This is a genomic window from Streptomyces sp. NPDC033845, from assembly GCF_055576225.1.
Window position 1 is genome coordinate 137,022 of record NZ_JBVIRI010000014.1, and the last position, 22,444, is coordinate 159,465.

A 22,444-nucleotide genomic window follows, 5' to 3' on the forward strand; every position below is an offset into this window, starting at 1 on the left:
CGGCCGCGCCCGCCGGCCGTAGGCCCGTGGCTCAGAGGGTGATGGTGGTTCCCTCGCGGGAGGAGCGGGTGGCGGCTTCCAGGACGGCCAGGGTTTGGGCCGCTTCGTGGGCGGTCACCGGGGCCTCGCCCCCGTCCCGTAGGGCTGCTGCCACTGCCGCGTAGTAGGCCGGGTAGTCGCCGGGGGCGGTGGGGACCGGGCAGCCGCCGCCGGTGCGCGGGGATTCGCCGGAGCCGAGGGTGCCCCAGCCGTCTTCCGGCTCCTCGCCCCAGGCCCGGTCGGGGTCCCCCGGGCGGTGGCCCGCGCGCAGGTCGGCCTCCTGCGGGTCCAGGCCGTACTTCACGTACCCGGCCGAGGAGCCGAGCACCCGGAACCGCGGGCCCAGCTGGGAGGCGGTGGCGCTCATGTACAGGTGCGAGCGCACCCCGTTGGCGTGGGTGAGGGCGATGAAGGTGTCGTCGTCGGTCTCGGCGCCGGGGCGGCGCAGATCGGCCTCGGCGTACACCCGGACCGCCGGGCCGAACAACACCAGGGCCTGGTCCACCAGATGGCTGCCCAGGTCGTAGAGCAGCCCGCCGATCTCCTCCGGCTTGCCGGACTCCCGCCAGCCGCCCTTCAGCTGCGGCCGCCAGCGCTCGTACCGGGACTCGAACCGCTGGACCTCGCCCAGTTCGCCGTCCGCCAGCAGCCGGCGCACGGTCAGGAAGTCGTTGTCCCAGCGCCGGTTCTGGAACACCGACAGCAGCACCCCGCGCCGGTCGGCGAGCTCCGCCAGGGCACGGGCCTCGGCGGCGGTGGCCGCGAGCGGCTTGTCCACGACCACCGGGATCCCCGCCTCCAGGGCGGCGGTGGCCAGCGGCACATGGGTCTTGTTGGGGGAGGCGATCACCACGAGACCGGGGGCGTCCGGCCGGGCCCAGAGCTCCTCGGGGGAATCGGCGAACCGTACGTCGGGGAACTCGGCGCGGGCCTGCTCCCGGCGCTCCGGGTTCGCGGTGACCACCGTGTCGAGGACCAGACCCTCGGTCGCGGAGACCAGGGGGGCGTGGAAGACGGAGCCGGCGAGTCCGTAGCCGATCAGGGCGACGCGGCGGGGGCTGGGGGTGCTGGTACTCATACGTCCACTTTGGCAACAGTGTTTCCAAAGTGCAAGGAGGAGGGACAATGGCCAGGTGAACAGGGATGGTGAAGGCGGCGGAGTGAACCTGCCGGGGTTGCGCGGCCACAACGCGGCACTGGTGCTGGACCTGCTGCGCAGGGCGGGCGGCGCCGGGCTCGGGCGCGGCGAGCTGGCCGAGCGGACCGGGCTGACCCCGCAGGCCGTCGGCAAGATCACCGCCCGGCTGCGGGCGGAGGGATTCGTCGTCGAGGCCGGGCGGGGCGCCTCCACCGGCGGCAAGCCGCGCACCCTGCTGCGGCTGGCCGCCGACGCGAGGCACGCGGTGGGCGTGCACCTGGACCGGGACGAGCTCCGGGCGGTGCTGGTCGACCTGACCGGCCGGGTGGTGGCCGAGACCCGCGCCCCGGTGGACCTCGCGGCCGGCCCGGGGGCGGCGGTGACCGCGATCGCCGACGCCGTCGCCGCGCTGGCCGCCATGCCCGCCCGCGCAGGCGCGCCCGCACCCGTGCCGCCGCTCGCGGCCGCGCCCGCGCTGGCGGCTACGCCCGTGCCGACGCCCGCGCCTGAGCCGCTGGCCGCGCCTGAGCCCACGGCCGGGCCGGCGGGCGCACCCGAGCCGCTGGCCGCGCCTGCGGCGCTGGCCGCGCCCGAGTCCGCGCTAGCGGGCGTACCCGCATCGGCGGGCGTACCCGAGCCCACGGCCGCGCCCGAGCCGACGGCCGCGTCCGCGCTGGCGGATGCGCCCCTGGTCACGGTCGCGCCTGAGCCGCTGGCCGCGACCGGGCCCGAGTCCGAGCCGACGGCCGAGCACGCGCGGCCGATGGCCCCGCCCGCGCCGGCGGATGTGCCTCTGGCCAAGGCCGCGCCTGCGGCGGTGGCCGGGCCGGAGTCCACGCCTGGGCCGGAGTCCACGCCTGGGCCGGAGTCCACGCCCGGGCCGGAGTCCACGCCCGGGCCCACGGCCACGCCCGGGCCCACGGCCGCGCCCGCGCCCGCGGGCGTACCCGAGCCGCTGGCCGAGCCTGCGCCCACGGCCGCGCCCGGGCCCACGGCCGCGCCCGCGGCCCGGCTGCTTGGGGTTGGGGTGGCGGCTCCTGGGCCGCTTGATCATCGGGCCGGGGTGCTGGGGCGGGTCACCGGTCTGCCCGGCTGGGCGGGTTTTCCGCTTCGGGAGGCCCTCGCCGACCGGCTCGGGCTCCGGGTGGAGCTCGACAAGGACACGAACGCCGGGGTGGCGGCCGTGGCCGGTCGCGGTCCCGAGCGCTCGGTGGCGTATCTGCATCTGGGGAGCGGGCTGGGTGCCGGTCTGTGGCTGGACGGCGCGGTGTACCGGGGCGGCGGCGGGGCGGCCGGAGAGTTCGGCCATCAGGTGCTGCTGCTCGACGGGCCGCCCTGCCGGTGCGGGGCGCGGGGCTGTGTGGAGGTGCTGTGTCTGGCGGCGGCCGAGCGGGGCGATCTGTCGCTGGCCGCCCGGCTGCTGGGGGAGGCGGCGGCGAACCTGGTGGCCCTGCTGGACGTGGAGCGGGTGTTGCTCGGCGGGCGGGTGGTCTGGGCCGCCCCCGAGCTGTTCCTCAGGGGCGTGCGGACCGCCCTCACCAGTCGTATCCCCTCCCCGGGGTCCGCTGCCAGTCCGGCCACTCCGTCCGGCCCGCCGGCCTCCGACTCCGCCCCCGATCCCGCCCCCGATCCCACCCCCGGCCCCGCCCCCCGCGCGGCGGTGGCCGTCGTGGGGGACCGGGTTGCCGAGGGGGCTGCGGAGCTGATTCTGCGGGGGTTCTTCGGGGGCTCCTGACCTGGTCCATACGGGCGGAAAGCGACCGCCGCCGTGGCGTGGTGGCCGGAGGGCCCGTCGCGCGCGTGAAAGGCTGCCGGGCATGGCGGGGTGATTGTCACCTGGTCTGATCATCGTTCGGCGAGCAGTGAAGGCAAGGCCCCTTATGCGACAGCCTGTGCGACTGCCTGTGCGTCTGCCGGTGCGACTGCGCCAAGCCCTTGCCCTCTCCGGCGTCATGCTCGCCCTCTCCGGGCCCGCGGCCGCCGCGCAGGCCATCCCGCACACCGCCCCCCACACCGCCCCCCACACTGCCCCGCACACTGCCCCGCACACCTCCGTGCCCCGGGACATCGGGGCCGGCAGCGGTGCCAAGCCCGCGCCCGCGATGCCCTCGCTGGCCAAGGCCAGCTGCGGTGACCCCAAGAGCCCCGAGTTCCCGATCGGCGCCCGGATCCGGGGCGGCCCGGCCGTCTACCGGACCGGCGGCGAACCGCAGACCTGGTACCTGGACCTCACCAACGCCACCGCCGGACCCTGCACCGCCGTGCACCCGGTGGTGGTGCTCACCGACAAGGACCGGGCACTGCGCCCCGAACACCTCCGGATGGAGTTCCAGACCCCGGCCGGCAGCCGCCCGGTCAGCCTGGAGCACACCGACCGCGACGAGGTGATCGCCGTCTTCGACGGCGGCCGCGGCTTCCCCGGGTTCACCGTCGCCCCCGGCGGCTCCGTCACCGTCAAGGTCTCCCTGTCCTTCGGTCCCGGCGCCCCGGTCGGCGAGGTGGTCGCCGATGCCGCGCTGGTCCAGCGCAAGGGGGACGACGGGGACTGGGTCGGTGAGGCCGGCGGCTACCGGTTCTCGGTCGAGGGCCCCGAAGGGCCCGACGCCGAGGCCGGGCCGGGCTCGGCGACCCTGGCCGACACCGGAACCACCGAGGCCGGCGGAGCCACCGGCACCAGCGGGACCCTCCGAGTCCCCGGGGCGCGGGACTGGGCGTACGCGGGTGTGGCGGCCGGGGCCGTGGCCGCCGGTGGGGGCCTGCTGCTCGGGGCCCGGCGGCTGCGCGGGCGCTGAGCGCCCGTACAGTCCCCACGTGGAAGCGACAGACATGCAGCAGCCGGTGCCGGACTCCGTACCAGGGCAGGACCGCGACCCGGGCACCCCGGGACCGCCCGCAGCGGCGGGCGGTCCCGGCACCGCTGCGGGCGGTCCGTCCGCCGGGCACCGGCCCGGTTCGCCCGTCCGGTCGGGAATCCCCGAGCACGGCCGCATCCCGAAGTACTACGCGGTCAAGGCCCGCATCGCCGAACTCGTGGAGGAGCTGGGCGAGGGCGGGGCGCTGCCCACCGAACGGGATCTCGCCGAACGCTACGAGGTGGCCCGGGAGACCGTCCGGCAGGCGCTGCGCGAGCTGCTGCTGGAGGGCCGGCTGCGCCGGTCCGGCCGCGGCACCGTGGTCGCCGGGCCGAAGCTGGAGCAGCCGCTGTCCCTGGCGAGCTACACCGAGGGCGTACGCCGTCAGGGGCGCCGGCCGGGCCGCAACCTGATCGGGCTGGAGCAGTTCCCCTGCCCGTTGGACCTCGTCGCCGGCATCGGCGCGGAACCGGGCGAGCCCGTCTGGCACCTGGAGCGGGTGCTGCTGGCCGACGACGAGCGGGTCGGCCTGGAGAGCACCTACATCCGGGTGGCCCGGGTGCCGCGCCTGGACGTCGATTTCCAGCCGGACTCCTCCTTCTACGGGTACCTGCGGGACCGGCTCGGGATCCCCTTCGGGGACGCGGACGAGAAGCTGGAGACGGTCCTGGCCACCCCCCGCGAGGCCCTGCTCATCGGCACTCCGCCGGCCCTCCCCATGCTGCTGATCCACCGCTTCTCCCGGGACCGCGACGGGCGGCCGCTGGAGCGGGTGCGTTCGCTCTACCGTGGCGACCGGTTCAGCTTCACGACTCACCTGAAGCCCCGACAGTCCTGACCCATAGCCGCATTTCAGGCATAGCGCCAGGAAAGAGCGTCGCCCTTCCCCTCTCGTTGGTCACGTTAAGATAACGGGTCTAGTCCAAGCGTCGGGGGCTGTTCACCGTCCCGTTGCCGGACCGATCCTCCCGGGACACGGCCCGCGACCACCTTGGCCGGTGTGAGAGTCATAGTCGTCGGAGGCGGCGTGGTCGGCACCATGCACGCCTGGCAAGCAGTCGAACGCGGCCACGAGGTCGTACAGATCGAGCGGGAGGCCGAGGCGCGCGGCGCCTCACTGCGCAATTTCGGCCAGATCTGGGTGAGCGGCCGGGCCGGCGGCCCGGAGCTGGAGACGGCCCTGCGGGCCCGTGAACTGTGGGAGGGCATCGGGGAGCGGGTCCCCGAGCTCGGATTCCGCGCCATCGGTTCGCTCACCCCCGTCCGCAACGCCCGGGAACACGCCGTCGCGGAGGCCGCCACGCGGCGGTCCGACGCGGCGGCCCGCGGCTACGAGCTGCTCGGCGCCGCCGAGGCCCGGAAGCTCAACCCCGCGCTGCGCGGAGGTTTCGAAGCGGCCCTGTGGTGCGAGCGCGATGCCGCCGTCGAGCCGCGCACCGCACAGCTCGGCCTCCGCCGGGCGCTGCGCGAGTCCGGCCGCTACACCTTCCTCCCCGGCCGCGAGGTCCGCGAGGTCACCGGGCCCGCGGCGGTCCGCGACGACCACGGGCAGGTCCACGAGGGCGACGCCGTCATCCTCGCCACCGGCGCCTGGCTGACCGGACTGGTCCGCGAGCTCGCCCCCGAACTCCCGGTCCGCCGGGTGCGGTTGCAGATGATGCAGACCGAACCGCTCGGCGAGCCGCTGACCACCTCGGTCGCCGACGCCGACAGCTTCCGCTACTACCCCGCCTACCGGTCGGCGGCGCTCGACGCCCTCAACGCCGAGCAACTCCAGTCGGAGACCGCGGCCGCGCACCGGATGCAGCTGCTGATGGTGCAGCGGCTCGACGGCGGCCTGACCATCGGCGACACCCACGAGTACGAGCACCCCTTCGCCTTCGACACCGTCGAGGAGCCCTACGACCACCTCACCGCGGTGGTCGAGTCCTTCCTCGGCCGACCGCTGCCGAAGATCCGGCGCCGCTGGGCCGGGGTGTACGCGCAGTGCACCGACACCACCCGGGTCGTCCACCGCGAGCGGGTGCGGGACGGCGTATGGCTGGTGACCGGACCGGGCGGACGCGGGATGACCTGCTCTCCCGCCATCGCTGAAACCACCGCGAACGAACTGGGCTGGTGAACCTGATGACTTCCCGACCGAACCCGACGGCCCCCCGACCGAACCCGACGGCCCCCCGACCCGACCCGACGGCCCCCCGGCCGCCCGGCACCCTCGATCTCGTCGTCCTCGACATGGCCGGCACCACCGTCGCCGACGGCGGTCTGGTGGAGCGCGCCTTCGAGCGGGCCGCCGAACGCCTCGGCGTGGCCCCCGGATCCGCCGACCACGCCACGAAGCTCCAGTACGTGCGCGACACCATGGGCGAGTCCAAGATCTCCGTCTTCCGGCACCTGTTCGGCTCCGAGGAACTGGCCCACCGGGCCAACTCCGCCTTCGAGGAGGCCTACGCGGAACTCGTCGACGGCGGTCTCGTCGCCCCGCTGCCCGGCGCCCGCGAGGCCATCGAGCGGCTCCGCGCCGAGGGCCGCACCGTCGTCCTCACCACCGGTTTCGCCCGGGTCACCCAGGACGCCATCCTCGACGCGCTCGGCTGGCGGGACCTGGCCGCGCTGACCCTGTGCCCGGCCGACGCGGGCGGCCGCGGCCGCCCCCACCCGGACATGGTGCTCGCCGCGTTCCTGCGCACCGGCGCCGTGGACGACGTACGGCGGACCGTGGTGGCCGGCGACACCGCCTACGACATGCTCACCGGGGTCCGGTCCGGCGCCGGGACCGTGGCCGGGGTGCTCACCGGGGCGCACGACCGGGACACCCTGCTCGCCCACGGCGCCACCCACGTACTCGGCTCGGTGGCCGAACTCCCCGAGCTGCTCGCCGAGCTGGAGCGGCCGTGAGCGGCATCCGGTTCGAGTCGGTGTCGGTGGCGTACGGCGGGAACACCGTCCTGGACTCCCTCGATCTGACGGTGGAGCCCGGCGAGGTGATGGCCCTGCTCGGACCGTCCGGCTCCGGGAAGACCACGGCCCTGCGGGCGGTCGCCGGGTTCGTCCGCCCGGCCGCCGGCCGGGTGCTGATCGGCGGCCGCGACGTCACCGCGCTGCCGCCGCACCGCCGGGGCATCGGCATGGTCGTCCAGCAGTACGCGCTGTTCCCGCACATGCGGGTCGAGGACAACGTCGCGTTCGGACTGAAGGCGCAGAAGACCCCCAGGGCCGAGATCCCCGGCCGGGTGGCCGAGGCCCTGGAGATGACCGGCATGGCCGCCTACGCCCGCCGGCACCCCCGGGAGCTGTCCGGCGGGCAGCAGCAGCGGGTCGCCATCGCCCGGGCCCTGGCCATCCGGCCGGGGGTGCTGCTGCTGGACGAACCGCTCTCCGCGCTGGACGCCCAGCTGAGGTCCGGGATGCTCGCCGAACTGGCCCGGCTGCACCGGGAACTCCCCGAGGTGTCCATCCTGTACGTCACCCACGACCAGGTGGAGGCGCTGACCCTGGCCGACCGGATCGCCGTGATGGACCGGGCCCGGCTGCGGGACTGCGGCACCCCGCAGGAGCTGTACCGGGCGCCGCGCACCGAGTTCACCGCCTCCTTCGTCGGCAACGCCAATCTGCTGCCGGTCACCGTCGCCGACGGCGGCGCGGTCTTCGCGGGCCGCCCGCTGTCCCTGGACACCGGCCGGGCCGCGGTGGGCGCCCGCGCCACCCTCTGCGTACGCCCCCACCTGCTCGGGCTGGGCGAAGGGCCGAACGCGCTGCGCGGCCGGATCAGCGAGGTGCAGTGGCGGGGGTCCACGCACCGGCTGTACGTGGACGTGGACGGCCACCGGGTCAAGGCGGACCTGCCCGAGCTCCGCGACACCCCACCGCTGGGCTCCGAGGTCACCCTCCACTTCGAGCCCCGGGACGGGGTCCTCCTCGCGGCGGGTGTCACCGATGGCTGAGCCCTCGCACCCGGCGGCCACGGCCACGGCCCCGCCCCCCGTTCCGGTCCCGGAGCCGGCCCGGGCCGTCGAGCCGCCTCCGCCCGCCCCCGTACGGCGGCTGCCGGGGGCCGCGGCGGCCCGCGCGGCCTGGGCGGTGCCGCCGGTGGCCGTGCTCGGGGTGGTGTTCCTCTACCCGCTGTTCCTGGTCGTCCGGCAGTCCCTCAGCCCCGACACCGGCGGCCCCCTCGCCGCCTACACCGAGGTCTTCGCCTCGGCCTCCTTCCGCGAGGCCCTCGGCACCACCGTCTGGCTGGCCGCCGGAGCGACCGCCGGCTGTCTGGTCCTCGGCTTCGCCCTCGCCCTGGTCATCGCCTTCGTCCCGTTCCCCGGCTCCCGGGCCGTCGCCCGCTTCATCGACGTCTTCCTCTCCTTCCCCTCCTTCCTCATCACCCTCGCCCTGCTGTTCATCTACGGCACCGTGGGCATGGCCAACGGGGTCTGGACCGACCTCACCGGCTCCCCGGAGGGCCCCTTCCACTTCCTCACCACCCCCTGGGGCGTACTCCTCGCGGAGATCACCTACTTCACCCCGTTCGTGATGCGCCCGCTGCTCGCCGCGTTCTCGCAGATCGACACCGCCCAGCTGGAGGTGGCGGCCGGCCTCGGCGCCCGCCCCGGCCGGATCGTCCGGCGGGTGATCCTCCCCGAAGCCCTCCCGGCCCTCGCCGCCGGCGGCAGCCTCGTCCTGGTGATGTGCCTCAACGAGTTCGGGATCGTCCTCTTCACCGGCGCCAAGGGCGTCACCACCCTGCCGATGCTGGTCTACGGCAAGGCCATCCTCGAATCCGACTACCCGGCCGCCTGCGTGGTCGCCGTGGTCAACATCGCGATCTCCGTGGGCCTGTTCGGCCTCTACCGGGTGGTGAGCAAGCGTGCTGGTGCATAGCCGGACGGGCCGCTGGACCGCATGGATCCTCTTCGGCCTGCTCTTCGTCCCCCTCTTCGCCCTGCCCCTGCTGGTGGTCCTCGCGGCCTCCTTCTCCACCCACTGGTCCGGCGCCTTCCCCTCCGGCCCGACCACCGCCCACTACGCCTCCGCCGTGCGCGGCGAATCCCTCCAGGCCCTCACCACCAGCCTGGTCACCGCCGCCACCGCCAGCCTCCTCGCCCTCGCCACCGGCACCTGGGCCGCGCTCGCCGCGGCCAGACTGCGCGGGCCCGCCCGACGGGTCATGGACGCCCTGTTCGTCCTGCCGGTGGCAGTGCCCTCGGTGGTCGTCGGCCTGGCCGTGCTGGTCGCCTTCAGCCGGCCCCCGCTGCTCCTCAACGGCACCTCCTCCATCGTGGTCCTGGCCCACACCGTCCTGGTCACCGCCTTCGCCTACCAGTCGGTGTCCGCGGCCCTGGTCCGCCTCGACCCCGCCTACGCCCAGGCCGCCGCCAGCCTCGGTGCCCGGCCCGCGTACGTGCTGTGGCGGGTGGAACTCCCGCTCCTGCTGCCCTCGTTGACGGCCGCGGCCGGACTCTGCTTCGCCCTCTCCATGGGCGAGCTGAGCGCCACGATGATGCTCTACCCGCCGGACTGGATGCCCCTCCCGGTCCGCGTGTTCACCGCCACCGACCGCGGCTCGCTGTTCAGCGGCTCCGCGCTCGCCGTGGTCCTGATGGCCGCCACCCTGCTGGTCCTGCTGGCCGTCTCCCGGGTCCGCACCAAGGCCTCGTACCGCTGATCCCGCCGGGCTGCCGGAGGGCAGGCCCCACCGGTCCCGCACACCTCGCGCGTCCCGTCCCCGTAGATCCCCTTCCCCTTCCCGCTAAGGAACCCCGATGTCCCGCAACCGCACCCTGCTGCGCTCCGCCGCGGCCGTCACCGCCGCCCTGGCCCTCGCCCCCGTCCTCACCGCCTGCGGCGGCTCCGCCGACGCCGGGAGCGGCGCGAAGGTCGTCACCGTCTACAGCGCCGACGGCCTCAAGGGGGAGAAGGGCGACGGCTGGTACGACAAGGTCTTCGCCGACTTCACCGAGAAGACCGGCATCGAGGTCAAGTACGTGGAGGGCGGCTCCGGCGAGATGGTGCAGCGCGCCGTCCGCGAGAAGACCAACACCCAGGCCGACGTGCTGATCACGCTGCCGCCGTTCATCCAGCAGGCCGACGGCAAGGGCCTCCTCCAGGCCTACCGCCCGGCCGGCTCGGAGCAGGTCGGCGGCGGGGACAAGGCCGCCGACGGCAAGTGGACCTCGGTGGTGAACAACTACTTCGGGTTCATCCACAACAAGAAGGAACTGTCCGAGGCGCCCAGGACCTGGGAGCAGCTCCTGGACCCGAAGTTCAAGGGCCGGCTCCAGTACTCCACCCCGGGCGTGGCGGGCGACGGCACCGCCGTCCTCATCAAGGCGATGCACGACTTCGGCGGCAAGGAGCCGGCCCTGGAGTACCTGAAGAAGCTCCAGACCAACAACGTGGGCCCGTCCTCCTCCACCAGCAAGCTCGCGCCGAAGACCGACAAGGGCGAGCTGCTGGTCGCCAACGGCGATGTCCAGATGAACTTCGCCCAGTCCAAGTCCATGCCGAACCTGGGCATCTGGTTCCCCGCCAGGGAGGGCGGCGCCCCCACCACCTTCGCGCTGCCGTACGCCGCCGGGCTGGTCGCCGGCGCCCCGCACACCGAGAACGGCAAGAAGCTCCTCGACCACCTGCTGACCGCGGAGTCCCAGAAGCTGGTCAGCGAGATCGGCGGCGGCTTCCCGGCCCGCACCGACATCAAGCCGACCGACCCGAACGCCGTCGAGCTGACCAAGCTGATGACCGGTGTGGAGGTGTTCGAACCGGACTGGGCGGACATCGACAAGAACCTGACCGCTTACGTGGACGCCTGGAAGTCCGCAACGGGCAGCTGACCGGTAACCCCCTGTCCACCCCGCCCCGGAACAGTGAACCTCGGATAACGGGTCTGGACCGAACCCGCACCCGCTCCGCTCGGTCCATCCGCTCCATCCGCTCCACCGGTTCCACTCGCTCCACCGCCCCAACCCGCCCCGCTCTTACCCCACTTGCTCCCAGGAGGAGTACGTGTCCCCTGTCCTGCCCGGACGACGCGCCGCGGCCGTGACCCTCGCGGCCGCCGCCCTGCTCGCCACCGTCGCCGCCCAGCCCGCCGGCGCCGACGAAGCCGCGGCCAACACCGACAAGGTCCTCGTCATCGGCCTCGACGGCGTGGTCCTCGACCGCGTCAAGGCCGCCAACGCGCCGAATCTGAACGGCCTGATGGCCCAAGGGCTCACCGCGAAGAGCAGCCTCTATTCCAACCCGATGGGCGCCACCTCCTCCGGCCCCGGCTGGTCCACCATCGCCACCGGTGTCTGGCCCGACAAGCACGGGGTGAAGGACAACTCCTTCACCGGCAAGAACTACACCGCGTACCCGGACTTCCTGACCCGCATCGAGAACGCCGACCCGGCGCTCAACACCTACGCGGCCGCCGACTGGGAGCCCATCACCTCCACCGACCAGAACGGCCCGATCTTCTCCGCCAAGGTCGACAAGCGACTCTCCCTCAAGGGCGACCGCGACGGCTACCGCAACGAGGACCCGAAGATCGCCGACGCGGCGGCCGCGGAGCTCCGCGACCGCAACCCGGACGCCGCCTTCGTCTACCTCGGGGAGATCGACGCGGCCGGCCACTCCTCCGGCGCCGCCAGCCAGACCTATCTGGACACCATCGCCCGGGTCGACGTCCTGGTCGGCCGGCTCCTGACCGCGGTCCAGCAGCGGCCCACGTACGCCCAGGAGAACTGGCGGATCCTGGTCACCACCGACCACGGGCACACCAACGCGGGCGGCCACGGCGGTTCCACGATCGCCGAGCGCGGCACCTTCGTCCTCGCCAAGGGCGCCGGCATCCCCGCCGGATCGGTCCGTGACGACGTCCGCCTGGTCGACGTCGCCGCCTCGGCCCTCCAGCAGGTCGGGGTGACCACCGCCGGGCTCGACGGCGTACCCCTGAACGCATCCGACGGCGACGCCTTCGACAGCCTGCGGCCCGCCCTCCGCACCCGGGTCGACGAGACCGGCATCCCGGCCACGACCAAGGGCTTCACCCGCACCCCGCCGGCCGGCTGGGCCGTGGACAACTCCCGGATGGGCACCGGCGGGATCACCGAGTGGGCCGGCTGGTCCTTCGCCACCGACGAGTTCTGGACCCAGTCGCAGCGCGACCAGTGGCGCGAGCTGAACGTCCGCTCCCGCGACGTGTTCGCCGTCGCCGACTCCGACGAGTGGGACGACAAGGCGCACACCGGCACCTTCGACTCCACCCTGGTCACCCCCAAGTGGGCGGTCACCGGCGGGACGACGAGGACCCTCAAGTACCAGAGCCACTACCGGCACGAGGCCGGCCAGACCGCACAGGTCCTGGTCTCGTACAACGGCGGCACCCCCGCCGTGGTGAAGACCCACACCGCCGACGGCCTCGCCAGGACCGAGTCCGTCAGCCTCCAGGTCCCGGCCGGCGCCACCGACGTCCAGGTCCGGTTCCGCTACAGCGGCAACAACAACTGGTTCTGGGCCGTCGACGACGTCACCCTCGGCTGAGCTGAGCTGAGCTGAGCCGAGCCGCGACGGCCCCGGACCACCCGGGGCCGTCCGGCAGGCCCTCCGACCAGGCAGGCCGTCCGGGCCGTGGACGCCTCCGCTGTCCACGGCCCGTTCCCGTTAGGGTGGGTGGTACAGACCAGAGGTCAGAGCGGGTCAGAGCGGAGAACAGTCCAGTGGCAGAGCGCAAGCCGATCGAATCCTGGCTCACCGACATGGACGGGGTCCTCATCCACGAGGGCACTCCCATCCCCGGCGCCGACGCCTTCATCAAGCGGCTGCGCGAGTCGGGCAAGCCCTTCCTGGTGCTGACCAACAACTCCATCTACACCCCCCGGGACCTCCAGGCACGGCTCCAGCGCATGGGCCTGGACGTCCCGGTGGAGAACATCTGGACCTCGGCCCTGGCCACCGCCAAGTTCCTCGACGACCAGCGCCCGGGCGGCACCGCGTACGTCATCGGCGAGGCGGGCCTGACCACGGCCCTGCACGACATCGGCTACGTCCTGACCGACCACGAACCGGACTACGTGGTGCTCGGCGAGACCCGCACCTACAGCTTCGAGGCGATGACCAAGGCCGTCCGCCTGATCAACGCCGGTGCCCGGTTCATCTGCACCAACCCGGACGAGACCGGCCCCTCCACCGAGGGCCCGCTGCCGGCCACCGGCGCGGTCGCCGCGCTGATCACCAAGGCCACGGGCAAGCAGCCGTACTTCGCCGGCAAGCCGAACCCGCTGATGATGCGGACCGGTCTGAACGCCATCGGCGCGCACTCCGAGTCCAGCGCGATGATCGGGGACCGGATGGACACCGATGTGCTGGCCGGTCTGGAGGCGGGCATGCAGACCTTCCTGGTGCTGACCGGCCTCACCACCCTCGCGGACACCGAGCAGTTCCCCTACCGGCCGACGAAGACCGTCGACTCCATCGCCGACCTGGTCGACCTGATCTGACCTGATCTGATCTGGCCTGGTCTGACCTGGTCCGACCGGCGGGTTCGTGGACCCGGACGGGCCAGTGGAGCGCCGCTCCGGATGCGGAGCGGCGTACGCCGCGCGAGTCTCCTTGACGAGGAGGTTCACGATGCGCATCGCACTGCTCGCTCTCCGTGCCACCGGCGCGGCAGCCGCCCTGACCGCCGTTTCCCTGGTGTCCGCACCGACCGCCCTGGCCGAACCGGACCAACGAGGTTCGGTCTGGGTCGATCCGTCCGCGGCCGAGCCGGGAGCGCGCGTCAAACTGCGGGTCACCGGCTGCGACGCCTCCCGGGGCGTGGCCAAGTCCTCCGTGTTCGTCTCGCACGCCGGCCTGGACAGCCGGGGCGGCCGGGACGGCCCGCTGTACGGGGAGGCCACGATCAGCTCGTACGCCGAGCCGGGCTGGCACTCCATCCGGGTGAGCTGTGACGGCCGCGAGGACAAGGCGACCGGTTCGATCGAGATCGTCCGGCACCGGGGCCACGACCGGCCCGACCCCTACCGCTCCCCGCGCTGGCCGGTCCACGCGGGCGGCGGCGGGATGGCCGAGGCGCTGACCGCCGACCCGGCGGCGGGCGCGCGCAAGGGCACGGACGCGGGTGCCGGTGCGGTTGCCGGTGCGGGGGCCGGGGCGGGGGCCGGGGCGACCTCGGCCGCCGCGAAGGAGCAGCACGAGCGGGACGGCGGTCCCGGGCTGCCGCACACCGTGATCGGCGGGGTGCTGGCGGGTGCCGCCACCCTCGCGGTCGCGGGCCGGGCCCTGACGCTGCGGCGCCGCCGCAGCGGCGAATGACGGCGGCCCTCCGGTGAGGGACGCCGAGCCGAGGACCTCCGGCGGTGGCCGGCTGGTGACCGTCGGCGCCTGGACGGTCCTGGTGCTCGGCCTGTGGCTGTGGGGCCGCGAGATCACCGACGTGGTGCCCGGGAGCTCGTCCGGGCAGGCCGGGGCGGTCTCCGTCCCCGGCCTGCCGCCGCCGCACGCCCCGCTGCCGGCGGGCGCCCCGCCGCTGCGGGTGGACGTACCGTCCATAGGCATCCAGGCCCCGGTGATCTCCCGGGGGCTGGACAAGCAGGGGGCGATCGACCCGCCGCCGTACGAGCGGCCGGGTGTGGTCGGGTGGTGGGGCGCCGGCACCAGACCGGGGGAGGCGGGCCCGGCCCTGCTGGTCGGCCATGTGGACACCCAGTCGAAACCGGCCGTGTTCTACGGTCTGAGCTCGGCGCAGCCGGGCGGCAAGGTCCGGGTGGTCCGCTCCGACGGCACGGTCGCCGAGTTCACCATCGAGGCCGTGGAGGTCTTCGAGCGGAAGTCCTTCGACGCTCACAAGGCCTATGGCCCGAGGGTGCCGGGACGCGCCGAGCTGAGGCTGGTGACCTGCGGCGGGGAGTACGACAAGAAGGCCCGGGAGTACACGGCGAACGTGGTGGTCTCCGCCTATCTGACGGCGGCCCCCGCACCGAAGTGACGTGGACCGGACGGACACGAAGAAGGCCCCGCTCTCACGAGTGGGGCCTTCTTCCGTCTGTGCGCCGCCAGGGACTCGAACCCCGGACCCGCTGATTAAGAGTCAGCTGCTCTAACCAACTGAGCTAGCGGCGCTTGGTGACAGGGAAAACTTTACCCCACCCCGGCGGATGCTCGTAACCAGCCACGCCCGGGTTGTCCGATTAACCCATATTCGTGGGGTTTTCCGTGCAGGATGTCCCTGGTCGCGTCGAATCTGACGCCGCGGCAGCTCTGGGTGAGTAGCGGACGGAGTGGACGGAAGCGCATGACGACGCAGATGCGGACGCAGCAGATGCAGACGCCGGTCTTCGAGGAGTACCAGCCCGCGGGTGACTGCGCATGCCGGGGGTGCGTCGAGCAGCGCCGAGCCATGGCGGGCGCGCGGGCCATACCGCTACGGGACGGCGGACACCCCGGGGCGCACGGGGCCCGCCGCGCGCTGGTCCTGGTGACGGCCGCCGGAGTGGTCCTCGGCGGCGGATCCTCCGCGGCGGCCACCGGCCCGCTCCCCGGCGCCGCCGGCACGGGCGCGGGCCCGAACCACCCGGGCGCGGGAGCGGCCCGGCTCCCCGGCAAGGACGACCCGGCGGGCAGCCCGCAGGGCACCCGGGGTCCGCTGCACGGCCCCAAGGGCGTCCCGGTCAAGGCCCCGACCGCCAAGCGGATCGACCGCGCCTCGATCATCAACCGGGCCAAGCTGTGGCTGGACGCCAAGGTCCCGTACAGCATGACCGCCTACTGGACGGACGGCTACCGCCAGGACTGCTCCGGCTACGTCTCCATGGCCTGGAACCTCGGCACCAACGAGTGGACCGGCAGCCTGGACAAGTTCGCCACCAGGATCACCAAGGAGGAGCTGCTGCCCGGCGACATGCTGCTCTTCCACAACCCGGCCGACCCCAACAAGGGCTCCCACGTCACCCTCTTCGGCGGCTGGGTCGACGAGACCCGCACGCACTACATCGCCTACGAGCAGACCCGGCCGACCACGCGGAAGCAGGCGACCCCGTACGGGTACTGGAACAACGCGACGAAGTACCTCCCCTACCGGTTCAATGGGGTGACCGGCGGCATCGCCGCCGAACCGAACCCCGGGGTCCCGGCCACCCCGGCGCCCCCGGCCGGCCCGGGCACCACGCCGACGACCCCGGTCGGGACGACGACGTACCCCGGGACCTCGAAGTTCGGCCCCGGCGCCGACAACCCGTACGTGGCCCAGCTCGGCCGGATGCTGATCGACCGCGGCGGCGCCCGCTTCTACCCGGCCGGGGCGGCCACCCGCTGGTCGGACGCCGACCGACTGGCCACCCAGGCCTTCCAGAAGGCCCAGGGCTGGACCGGCGCGGACGCCGACGGGATCCCCGGCTCGCACACCTGGCGGCTGCTGGTCAACAGACAGGGCAAGGACATCCCGCCCAGCCCGGGCGCGGGCACCCCGCCCCCGCCGAGCACCCGGCCGGTGACGGCACCGCCGTACCCGGGCACGGCCGTGTTCCGGCCGGGCCGCACCCACCCGGCGATCGAGGCACTGGGCCGGCGGCTCATCCAGAAGGGCTTCGGCAAGCACTACCGGACGGGGGCGGGCCCCCGCTGGTCCGAGGCCGACCGCCGCGCCGTCGAGGCGTTCCAGCGCGCCCAGGGCTGGCGCGGCGCCTCGGCGGACGGATACCCCGGACCGGAAACCTGGCGACGGCTGTTCGCATGACGGAGGCAACCATGTTCCCCACCCGCACCACCTCCACCACCGGCACCATGCCAGTCCCGCCGGCCACCACCCCCGCCAAGGCGCCCATCGCGCCGACGGCGCCCTACGCGTCGGTTCCCGCGCCGCACGAGCCGCACGGCCCGGCGCCCACGCCGACCGCCGACGCGTACGGCTCGCACACCGCGCCCGCCGCGGCGCGCCAGGCTCCGGCCGCGCACCCCGCCGCAGACCCCCGGGGCGGGGCCGGTGCGGAGCACCCGGCCGGGGACCCGGCCCGGCGCGAGCCGGCGGTGGCCGCGGCGGCCACCGCTCACCAGGGCCAGCCGGCCGGCCTGGCCGCCGACCTCCACGGCCGGGCGGCCGCTGCGCACCCGGACCCGGTGCGCGGGGGGTCGGCTCCGGCGGCGGCCGTTACCGCGTACCAGGGCCAGTCGGCAGGCTTCGCCGCCGACGTCCACGGCCGGGCGGCCGGCGCGCACCAGGGCCCGGCTGCGGCCGTGGCTGCGTACCAGGGCCGAGCGGTTGCGACGGCGGAGGCGTCCCCGGGGCAGGCCGCGGGCGTGGCCGCCGGATCCCAGGGCCGGGTCGCTGCCGCGTACCCGGACCCGGCAGGGCGCGAGCCGGCCGCGTCCCCGGTCACGGTCTCCTGCTCCGCTTCGGGCACGGCGCACCGGAGCCAGGCGGAGGGTTTCGCCGCTCACGTCCACGGCCGGGCGGCCGCTGCGCACCCGGACCCGGCGCGGGGCGAGGCGGCCACGGTCGTGACCTCCGGGGCCCGGCAGCGCTACGAGGCCGAGCAGGCGGCCCGGACCAGGGCCGACGGGCCCGGCGCGGAGGCGGCGCAGGCGGTCGTGCGGCACGGCGGCGCGCCGGCGGTGGCCTCGGGGCACGAGCCCGCGCCGGTGGCACACCCGCGCGGGGCGCAGACGTCGGCCGGGCACCCCGCCGACGGCGAGCGGGCCCGCACCTTGGCGGCGGTGCCGCCCCTGACCGAACCCGCCCCGGAAACAGCCGAGTTCACCGGAGCCGGATCGCCCCGCGGGCAGGGCCATGGCCACAGTCATGGGCTGGTGGCGCAGCTGGTCGCCGCGCCCACCGAGCAGACCGGGCACGGCGCGCGAACCGGCGCGGCCGGTGCCGCCACGGCCATCGGCGTGCCCGGGGCCGCCGAGGCTGTCCGGCCGGCCGGTACGGCCGGTTGGCCCGTCATCGGGGTGCCCGGCAGGGCGGACCGTACCCCCGAGGAGCGCGGGAGGATCCCCGGGCCCGGGGTGGAGACGCTCGTCGCCGACGCCGTGGCCCGGGGGATGGCGGAGGACGACACCCAGGACCTGCCCAGGCTGTCCGGCCCGGGCGCCCGCCCCGGCGTCGGGCCGGTGTCCGTTCCGGGGACCGGCGCGGGCCCGGTCTCCGTACCGGTCCGGGTCTCGGTGACCGGCGGCCTGAACCCATCCCCGGCACCGGGGGCCGGGCACAACCCGGCCCCCGCGCGGAGCGCGGACGCCACCCCCGCCTCCGGCGGTACGGCCGGGGTCGCCGCCGCGCGCGGAGCTGCGGAAGGGCCTGCTCCCGGCCTGGGGGGCCGGTACGCCGCCGCCCCCGCGCGGAACGCCACCTCCGGACCCGCCGCAGCGAAGCCGCTCGCCCCGGCAACGGGGGCCGGGAGTGCCGCCGTCCCCGCGCGGGGCGCGGGCGATCAGTACGGCGCCGCTGTTGCGGGCGCCGGCCCGGCCGCCTCCGGCGGTACGGCACCGGCGGTCAGCGCCGCCTCCGCCCTCGCCTCCGGCGGTGCGGCCGTCGCGCACGGCGCCACCCCCGCCTCCGGCGGTGTGGCCGGGGTGACCGGTGCCGTGCATCAGCTCAGCCCCGGTGCGCCGGGGCGTGCGGAGGCCGTCGCCGCTGCCGCGCAGGCGGGTCCGCACGGAGCCACGGCTCTCGCGCGGAGCCACCGGAACGGCCCTGCGGCCACCGGGCAGACCAGCCCGAACGCCCCCGCCGCCCCCGGCCGGAGCGCCCCGCACGGGCCCGCCGCCCCCGTCACGCCCGCGCAGACCGGCCCGAACGCCCCCGCCGCCCCCGGCCGGAGCGGCCCGCACGGGTCCGTCGCCCCTGTCGCCCCCGGGCAGGCGGGCCCGAAGGCCCCCGCAACCCCCGCCCAGCGCCGCCGGAGCACCCCCGCCGCCACCGCCGACGCCCCCGCGCGGGCCGGGGTGCGGCGCGTTCCCCGTGCCGACGAGCGGTTGCGGGAGCGGCGGGGGCCGGTGTTGCCGGGGTGGGTGGGGGTGGGGGTCGGGGCGTTGGCGGCGGTCGGCTGTGCCGCCGTGCTCTGGCCGGCGGGGGCCCTGCCGGCCCCCCTGGTCGAGGCCTTCGGCGCGACCCCCCGCGCCTACCGGGGGCTTCGCGCCCAGCACTGGCCGCCGCTCGCCTTCCTGGGGGTGCTCGCGCTGCTCGCCCTCGGTGGTCTGGGCCGCGGCAAGACCGGGCACGCCTGGGTGCTGACCCTGTTCGGCCGCTACCGCGGCACCGTGCGCCGCACCGGCCTGGTCTGGGTGAGTCCGCTGTTGCTGCGCCGCCGGGTCGACGTACGCCTGCGGCACTGGCGCAGCGACCCGCTGCCCGCCGTCGATTCGGGCGGGCTCGCCCTCCAGGTGGTCGTCCAGGTGGTGTGGCAGGTCCGGGACACGGCCCGGGCGACCCTGGCGGTGGCCGAGCACACCGCCTATCTGTCCGAGCAGGTCGAGTCCGCGCTGGCCCGGGTGCTGTCCCAGCTGCCGGCCGACGCCTTCCACGAGGACGCGCCGACGCTGCGGGACGCCGAGGCGGTCGGTGACGCGCTGACCCGGATGCTGGCGGCGGACGCGGAGGCGGTCGGCATCGAGGTCTACTCGGCGCAGCCGACCCGGATCGAGTACGCCCCGGAGGTCGCGGCCGCGATGCGCCGCCGCCGGATCGCGGCGATCGACGCCAAGCACCGGGACAGCGTGCTGACCTCGGTGGTGGACGCGGTGGACGACACGGTCAACCGGCTGACCTCGCGGGGACTGGTGGAGCTGGACGACTACGAGCGGAAGGCGTTGGTGAAGGACCTCACCGTGGCCTTCTACACGGGGCGCGGGGAGTAGCCCCCGGGCTCCAGGGCCACCACCCCCGCCCCCCAGCAGTCCATCGCACCGCGCCCCGCCGGGAATCCGGCGGGGCGCGGTCGTGCCCGGGAACCCCCGTCTTCTCCCATTGGTCTGGACATGGACAACTGGCGTCAATAGTCTGGGACTTACTTGGTCTAGACCTACGCCAGTTCCGGACCTCGATCCCCACAGCGTGCGCGCGCTCACAGAACTCCCCCCACGTTCAAGGAGCATCATGCGTAACTCCCGTACCGCCACACGGGCCGGCGCAGCCGCGCTCGGCCTCGGTGTCCTCGCCGGGGTGTCCGTGCTGGTCGCCCCCACCGCCACCAGCCACGGCTACACCGAGAACCCCATCAGCCGCCAGAAGCTCTGCGCCAACCGCACGGTCGCCAACTGCGGTGCGATCCAGTGGGAGCCGCAGAGCGTCGAGGGCTTCAAGGGGTTCCCGGCCGCCGGGCCGGCCGACGGCAAGATCTGTGCCGGCGGCAACGCCCAGTTCGCCGAGCTCGACGACCCCCGGGGCGGCGCCTGGCCCGCCACCCAGCTGACCAACGGGCAGAACTTCACCTTCCGTTGGCAGTTCACGGCCAACCACTCCGCCACCGACTTCAAGTACTTCATCACCAAGAACGGCTGGGACTCCAGCAAGCCCCTCACCCGGGCCGCCCTGGAATCGCAGCCCTTCCTGACGGTGGCCTACAACGGGGCCCGCCCGCCCATGACCTTCACGCACCAGGGCCAGCTCCCCACCGGCAAGTCCGGACGGCACATCGTGCTGGCGGTCTGGACCGTCAACGACACCCCGATGGCCTTCTACTCCTGCTCGGACGTTAAGTTCTGACGTTCCGTCAGCTATGGTCCCCGGCATGGGGACATCCGAGGCACCCGGAACCGTCGCGGAACTCGTCGCACGCCGCTGGGGCGACCACCGGCCGGGGCTGAGGTACGGGGACACCGTCCTCAGCCACCACCGGACCGCCCAGGCGGCCGCCGCGCGCGCCGCCCTCCTCGCGGACCTGCTTCCCGCGGGCGCGGAGCCGCACATCGGCGTGCTGCTCGACAACACCCCCGAGTTCCCGTTCTGGCTCGGTGCGGCGGCCCTCGCGGGGGCCGCCGTCGCCGGGATCAACCCCACCCGGCGCGGCCCCGAACTGGCCCGGGACATCCTGCACACCGACTGCCGGATCCTGGTCACCGAACGGGCCCATCTGCCCCTGCTGCGCGGTCTCGACCTGCCCGGGGTGCGGATGCTGGTCACGGACGACGAGGAGTACGCCGACCTCCTCGCCCCCTATGCCGGCGCCGAACCCGGCGAGGCCGCTCTCACCCCCGGCGGCCGAGCCCCCGGCCCCGGTGACCGGTTGCTGCTCTACTTCACCTCCGGCTCCACCGGCGCCCCCAAGGCCGCCATCTGCACCCAGGGCCGGCTGGCCGCCGCCGGCGGATCACTGGCCCGGCACTTCTCGGTCACCCCCGAGGACGTCCACTACATCTGCATGCCGATGTTCCACGGCAACGCGGTGATCGCCGACTGGCTGCCCGCCCTGTCCGCCGGCGCCTCGGTGGCGCTCCGCCGCCGCTTCTCCGCCTCCGCGTTCCTGGACGACGTACGCGCCCACGGCGCCACCTACTTCACCTATGTCGGCCGGGCCGTCCAGTACCTGCTCGCCACCCCGCCCCGGCCCGACGACCGGGACCACCCGCTCCGGCTCGGCTTCGGCACCGAGGCCGGGGCGGTGGACGCCGCCCGGTTCGCCGAGCGCTTCGGGGTCCGGCTGGTCGAGGGCTACGGGGCCACCGAGGGCGGCGCCTCCGTCCAGCGCGGCCCCGATACCCCGGCCGGCGCCCTGGGCCGGGCCGCCCCCGGCGACGACCTGGCCGTCGTCGACCCGGACACCGGCCGGGAGTGCCCGCCCGCCCGACTGGACCCCACCGGCCAGCTGCTCAACGGCGAGGAGGCCATCGGAGAACTGGTCAACCGCGGCCGCAGCCTCTTCGAGGGCTACTGGCGCAACCCCGAGGCCGAGGCCGCCCGCACCCGGGACGGCTGGTACTGGACCGGGGACCTCTTCTTCCGCGACCCCGAGGGCCACCTCTACTTCGCCGGACGGACCGACGACCGGCTCCGGGTGGACAGCGAGAACCTGGCCGCCGCGATGATCGAGAACATCCTGTCCCGCTGGCCGGACAGCACCGCCGTCGCCGTCTACGCCGTCCCCGACGAGGCCGCGGGGGACCAGGTGATGGCCGCCCTCGCGCTGCGCCCCGGCACCGCCTTCGACCCGGGCGGCTTCGCCGCCTTCCTCGCCGCCCAGCCCGACCTGGGCACCAAGATGGCCCCCCGGTACGTCCGGGTGGTCCCCGCCATGCCGGTCACCGCCACCAACAAGGTCCACCGGGTCGCCCTGCGCCGGGAAGGCTTCCGGCACACCACCGACCCGGTCTGGCACCGCCCGCCCGGCACCCCGGACTACACCCCGCTGGACCCGGCGGCCCTGGCCGCGCTGATCGCCTCCTACACCGCCCACGGCCGCCACCCCCTGCTGGACCGCTGACCGTCCACCCATGCGCTCACCAG

General features: G+C 74.8%; 18 protein-coding genes and 1 tRNA gene. 17 read left to right on the forward strand and 2 right to left on the reverse strand.

Annotated features, from left to right (window positions below):
• Window positions 1-31: 31 nt before the first annotated feature.
• The gene (locus ACZ50K_RS27345; protein WP_468907774.1) at window positions 32-1,117 is read right to left on the reverse strand and encodes a Gfo/Idh/MocA family oxidoreductase; all 1,086 of its coding nucleotides are present in this window, start codon (window positions 1,115-1,117) and stop codon (window positions 32-34) included.
• Window positions 1,118-1,172: 55 nt separating this feature from the next.
• Here ACZ50K_RS27345 and ACZ50K_RS27350 point away from each other — a divergent pair, with 55 nt between their 5' ends.
• The 13 genes from ACZ50K_RS27350 (at window position 1,173) to ACZ50K_RS27410 (ending at window position 14,992) form a co-directional block, all read left to right on the forward strand.
• Window positions 1,173-2,912, forward strand: a complete 1,740-nt coding sequence (locus ACZ50K_RS27350) for an ROK family protein (RefSeq protein ID WP_468907776.1) — start codon at window positions 1,173-1,175, stop codon at window positions 2,910-2,912.
• Between the two features lie 181 nt (window positions 2,913-3,093).
• Complete coding sequence (locus tag ACZ50K_RS27355; protein ID WP_468907778.1) at window positions 3,094-3,969, forward strand: hypothetical protein; 876 nt, start codon at window positions 3,094-3,096, stop codon at window positions 3,967-3,969.
• A gap of 19 nt (window positions 3,970-3,988) precedes the next feature.
• Complete coding sequence (locus tag ACZ50K_RS27360) at window positions 3,989-4,867, forward strand: GntR family transcriptional regulator (RefSeq protein ID WP_468907779.1); 879 nt, start codon at window positions 3,989-3,991, stop codon at window positions 4,865-4,867.
• Between the two features lie 162 nt (window positions 4,868-5,029).
• The gene (locus tag ACZ50K_RS27365; protein ID WP_468907781.1) at window positions 5,030-6,151 is read left to right on the forward strand and encodes a TIGR03364 family FAD-dependent oxidoreductase; all 1,122 of its coding nucleotides are present in this window, start codon (window positions 5,030-5,032) and stop codon (window positions 6,149-6,151) included.
• Between the two features lie 5 nt (window positions 6,152-6,156).
• The gene (locus ACZ50K_RS27370; RefSeq protein WP_468907783.1) at window positions 6,157-6,927 is read left to right on the forward strand and encodes a phosphonatase-like hydrolase; all 771 of its coding nucleotides are present in this window, start codon (window positions 6,157-6,159) and stop codon (window positions 6,925-6,927) included.
• Window positions 6,924-7,973, forward strand: coding sequence for an ABC transporter ATP-binding protein (locus ACZ50K_RS27375; protein ID WP_468907785.1), 1,050 nt, complete (start codon window positions 6,924-6,926; stop codon window positions 7,971-7,973). The genes ACZ50K_RS27370 and ACZ50K_RS27375 overlap by 4 nt, the downstream gene beginning before the upstream one ends.
• Window positions 7,966-8,901 (forward strand): 2-aminoethylphosphonate ABC transporter permease subunit, encoded by a 936-nt coding sequence (locus tag ACZ50K_RS27380; RefSeq protein WP_468907787.1) that lies wholly within the window; start codon window positions 7,966-7,968, stop codon window positions 8,899-8,901. The genes ACZ50K_RS27375 and ACZ50K_RS27380 overlap by 8 nt, the downstream gene beginning before the upstream one ends.
• On the forward strand, window positions 8,888-9,685 hold the full coding sequence (locus tag ACZ50K_RS27385; RefSeq protein ID WP_468907789.1) for an ABC transporter permease: 798 nt from the start codon (window positions 8,888-8,890) through the stop codon (window positions 9,683-9,685). The genes ACZ50K_RS27380 and ACZ50K_RS27385 overlap by 14 nt, the downstream gene beginning before the upstream one ends.
• 97 nt (window positions 9,686-9,782) lie before the next feature.
• A complete protein-coding gene (locus ACZ50K_RS27390) occupies window positions 9,783-10,853 on the forward strand; it encodes a 2-aminoethylphosphonate ABC transporter substrate-binding protein (RefSeq protein ID WP_468907791.1) in 1,071 nt (356 codons plus the stop codon).
• A gap of 172 nt (window positions 10,854-11,025) precedes the next feature.
• Window positions 11,026-12,546: an alkaline phosphatase family protein gene (locus tag ACZ50K_RS27395; RefSeq protein ID WP_468907793.1), complete on the forward strand. Its 1,521-nt coding sequence runs from the start codon at window positions 11,026-11,028 to the stop codon at window positions 12,544-12,546.
• 176 nt (window positions 12,547-12,722) lie between these two features.
• Window positions 12,723-13,502, forward strand: coding sequence for an HAD-IIA family hydrolase (locus ACZ50K_RS27400; protein WP_468907795.1), 780 nt, complete (start codon window positions 12,723-12,725; stop codon window positions 13,500-13,502).
• 130 nt (window positions 13,503-13,632) lie between these two features.
• Window positions 13,633-14,319 (forward strand): hypothetical protein, encoded by a 687-nt coding sequence (locus ACZ50K_RS27405; RefSeq protein ID WP_468907797.1) that lies wholly within the window; start codon window positions 13,633-13,635, stop codon window positions 14,317-14,319.
• Between the two features lie 13 nt (window positions 14,320-14,332).
• Window positions 14,333-14,992, forward strand: a complete 660-nt coding sequence (locus ACZ50K_RS27410) for a class F sortase (RefSeq protein WP_468907798.1) — start codon at window positions 14,333-14,335, stop codon at window positions 14,990-14,992.
• 60 nt (window positions 14,993-15,052) lie between these two features.
• Here ACZ50K_RS27410 and ACZ50K_RS27415 read toward each other — a convergent pair.
• Window positions 15,053-15,126, reverse strand: a tRNA-Lys gene (locus ACZ50K_RS27415).
• Window positions 15,127-15,325: 199 nt separating this feature from the next.
• On the opposite strand from ACZ50K_RS27415, the gene ACZ50K_RS27420 reads away from it, so the two are divergent.
• The 4 genes from ACZ50K_RS27420 (at window position 15,326) to ACZ50K_RS27435 (ending at window position 22,421) form a co-directional block, all read left to right on the forward strand.
• Complete coding sequence (locus ACZ50K_RS27420) at window positions 15,326-16,738, forward strand: peptidoglycan-binding protein (RefSeq protein WP_468907856.1); 1,413 nt, start codon at window positions 15,326-15,328, stop codon at window positions 16,736-16,738.
• Entirely contained in the window at window positions 16,735-19,860 is a 3,126-nt protein-coding gene (locus ACZ50K_RS27425) for an SPFH domain-containing protein (protein ID WP_468907800.1), read from the forward strand. Before ACZ50K_RS27420 ends, ACZ50K_RS27425 begins: the two co-directional genes overlap by 4 nt.
• 238 nt (window positions 19,861-20,098) lie before the next feature.
• On the forward strand, window positions 20,099-20,707 hold the full coding sequence (locus tag ACZ50K_RS27430) for a lytic polysaccharide monooxygenase auxiliary activity family 9 protein (protein ID WP_468907802.1): 609 nt from the start codon (window positions 20,099-20,101) through the stop codon (window positions 20,705-20,707).
• Window positions 20,708-20,732: 25 nt separating this feature from the next.
• Window positions 20,733-22,421 (forward strand): AMP-binding protein, encoded by a 1,689-nt coding sequence (locus tag ACZ50K_RS27435; protein ID WP_468907803.1) that lies wholly within the window; start codon window positions 20,733-20,735, stop codon window positions 22,419-22,421.
• The last annotated feature ends 23 nt before the right edge of the window (window positions 22,422-22,444 follow it).

Coding starts and splice junctions, on each gene's coding strand:
- ACZ50K_RS27345 (WP_468907774.1), bottom strand. CDS start 1,117: ATGAGTACCAGCACCCCCAGCCCCCGCCGCGTCGCCCTGATCGGCTAC.
- ACZ50K_RS27370 (WP_468907783.1), top strand. CDS start 6,157: ATGACTTCCCGACCGAACCCGACGGCCCCCCGACCGAACCCGACGGCC.
- ACZ50K_RS27380 (WP_468907787.1), top strand. CDS start 7,966: ATGGCTGAGCCCTCGCACCCGGCGGCCACGGCCACGGCCCCGCCCCCC.
- ACZ50K_RS27390 (WP_468907791.1), top strand. CDS start 9,783: ATGTCCCGCAACCGCACCCTGCTGCGCTCCGCCGCGGCCGTCACCGCC.
- ACZ50K_RS27405 (WP_468907797.1), top strand. CDS start 13,633: ATGCGCATCGCACTGCTCGCTCTCCGTGCCACCGGCGCGGCAGCCGCC.
- ACZ50K_RS27420 (WP_468907856.1), top strand. CDS start 15,326: ATGCAGACGCCGGTCTTCGAGGAGTACCAGCCCGCGGGTGACTGCGCA.
- ACZ50K_RS27425 (WP_468907800.1), top strand. CDS start 16,735: ATGACGGAGGCAACCATGTTCCCCACCCGCACCACCTCCACCACCGGC.
- ACZ50K_RS27430 (WP_468907802.1), top strand. CDS start 20,099: ATGCGTAACTCCCGTACCGCCACACGGGCCGGCGCAGCCGCGCTCGGC.
- ACZ50K_RS27435 (WP_468907803.1), top strand. CDS start 20,733: ATGGGGACATCCGAGGCACCCGGAACCGTCGCGGAACTCGTCGCACGC.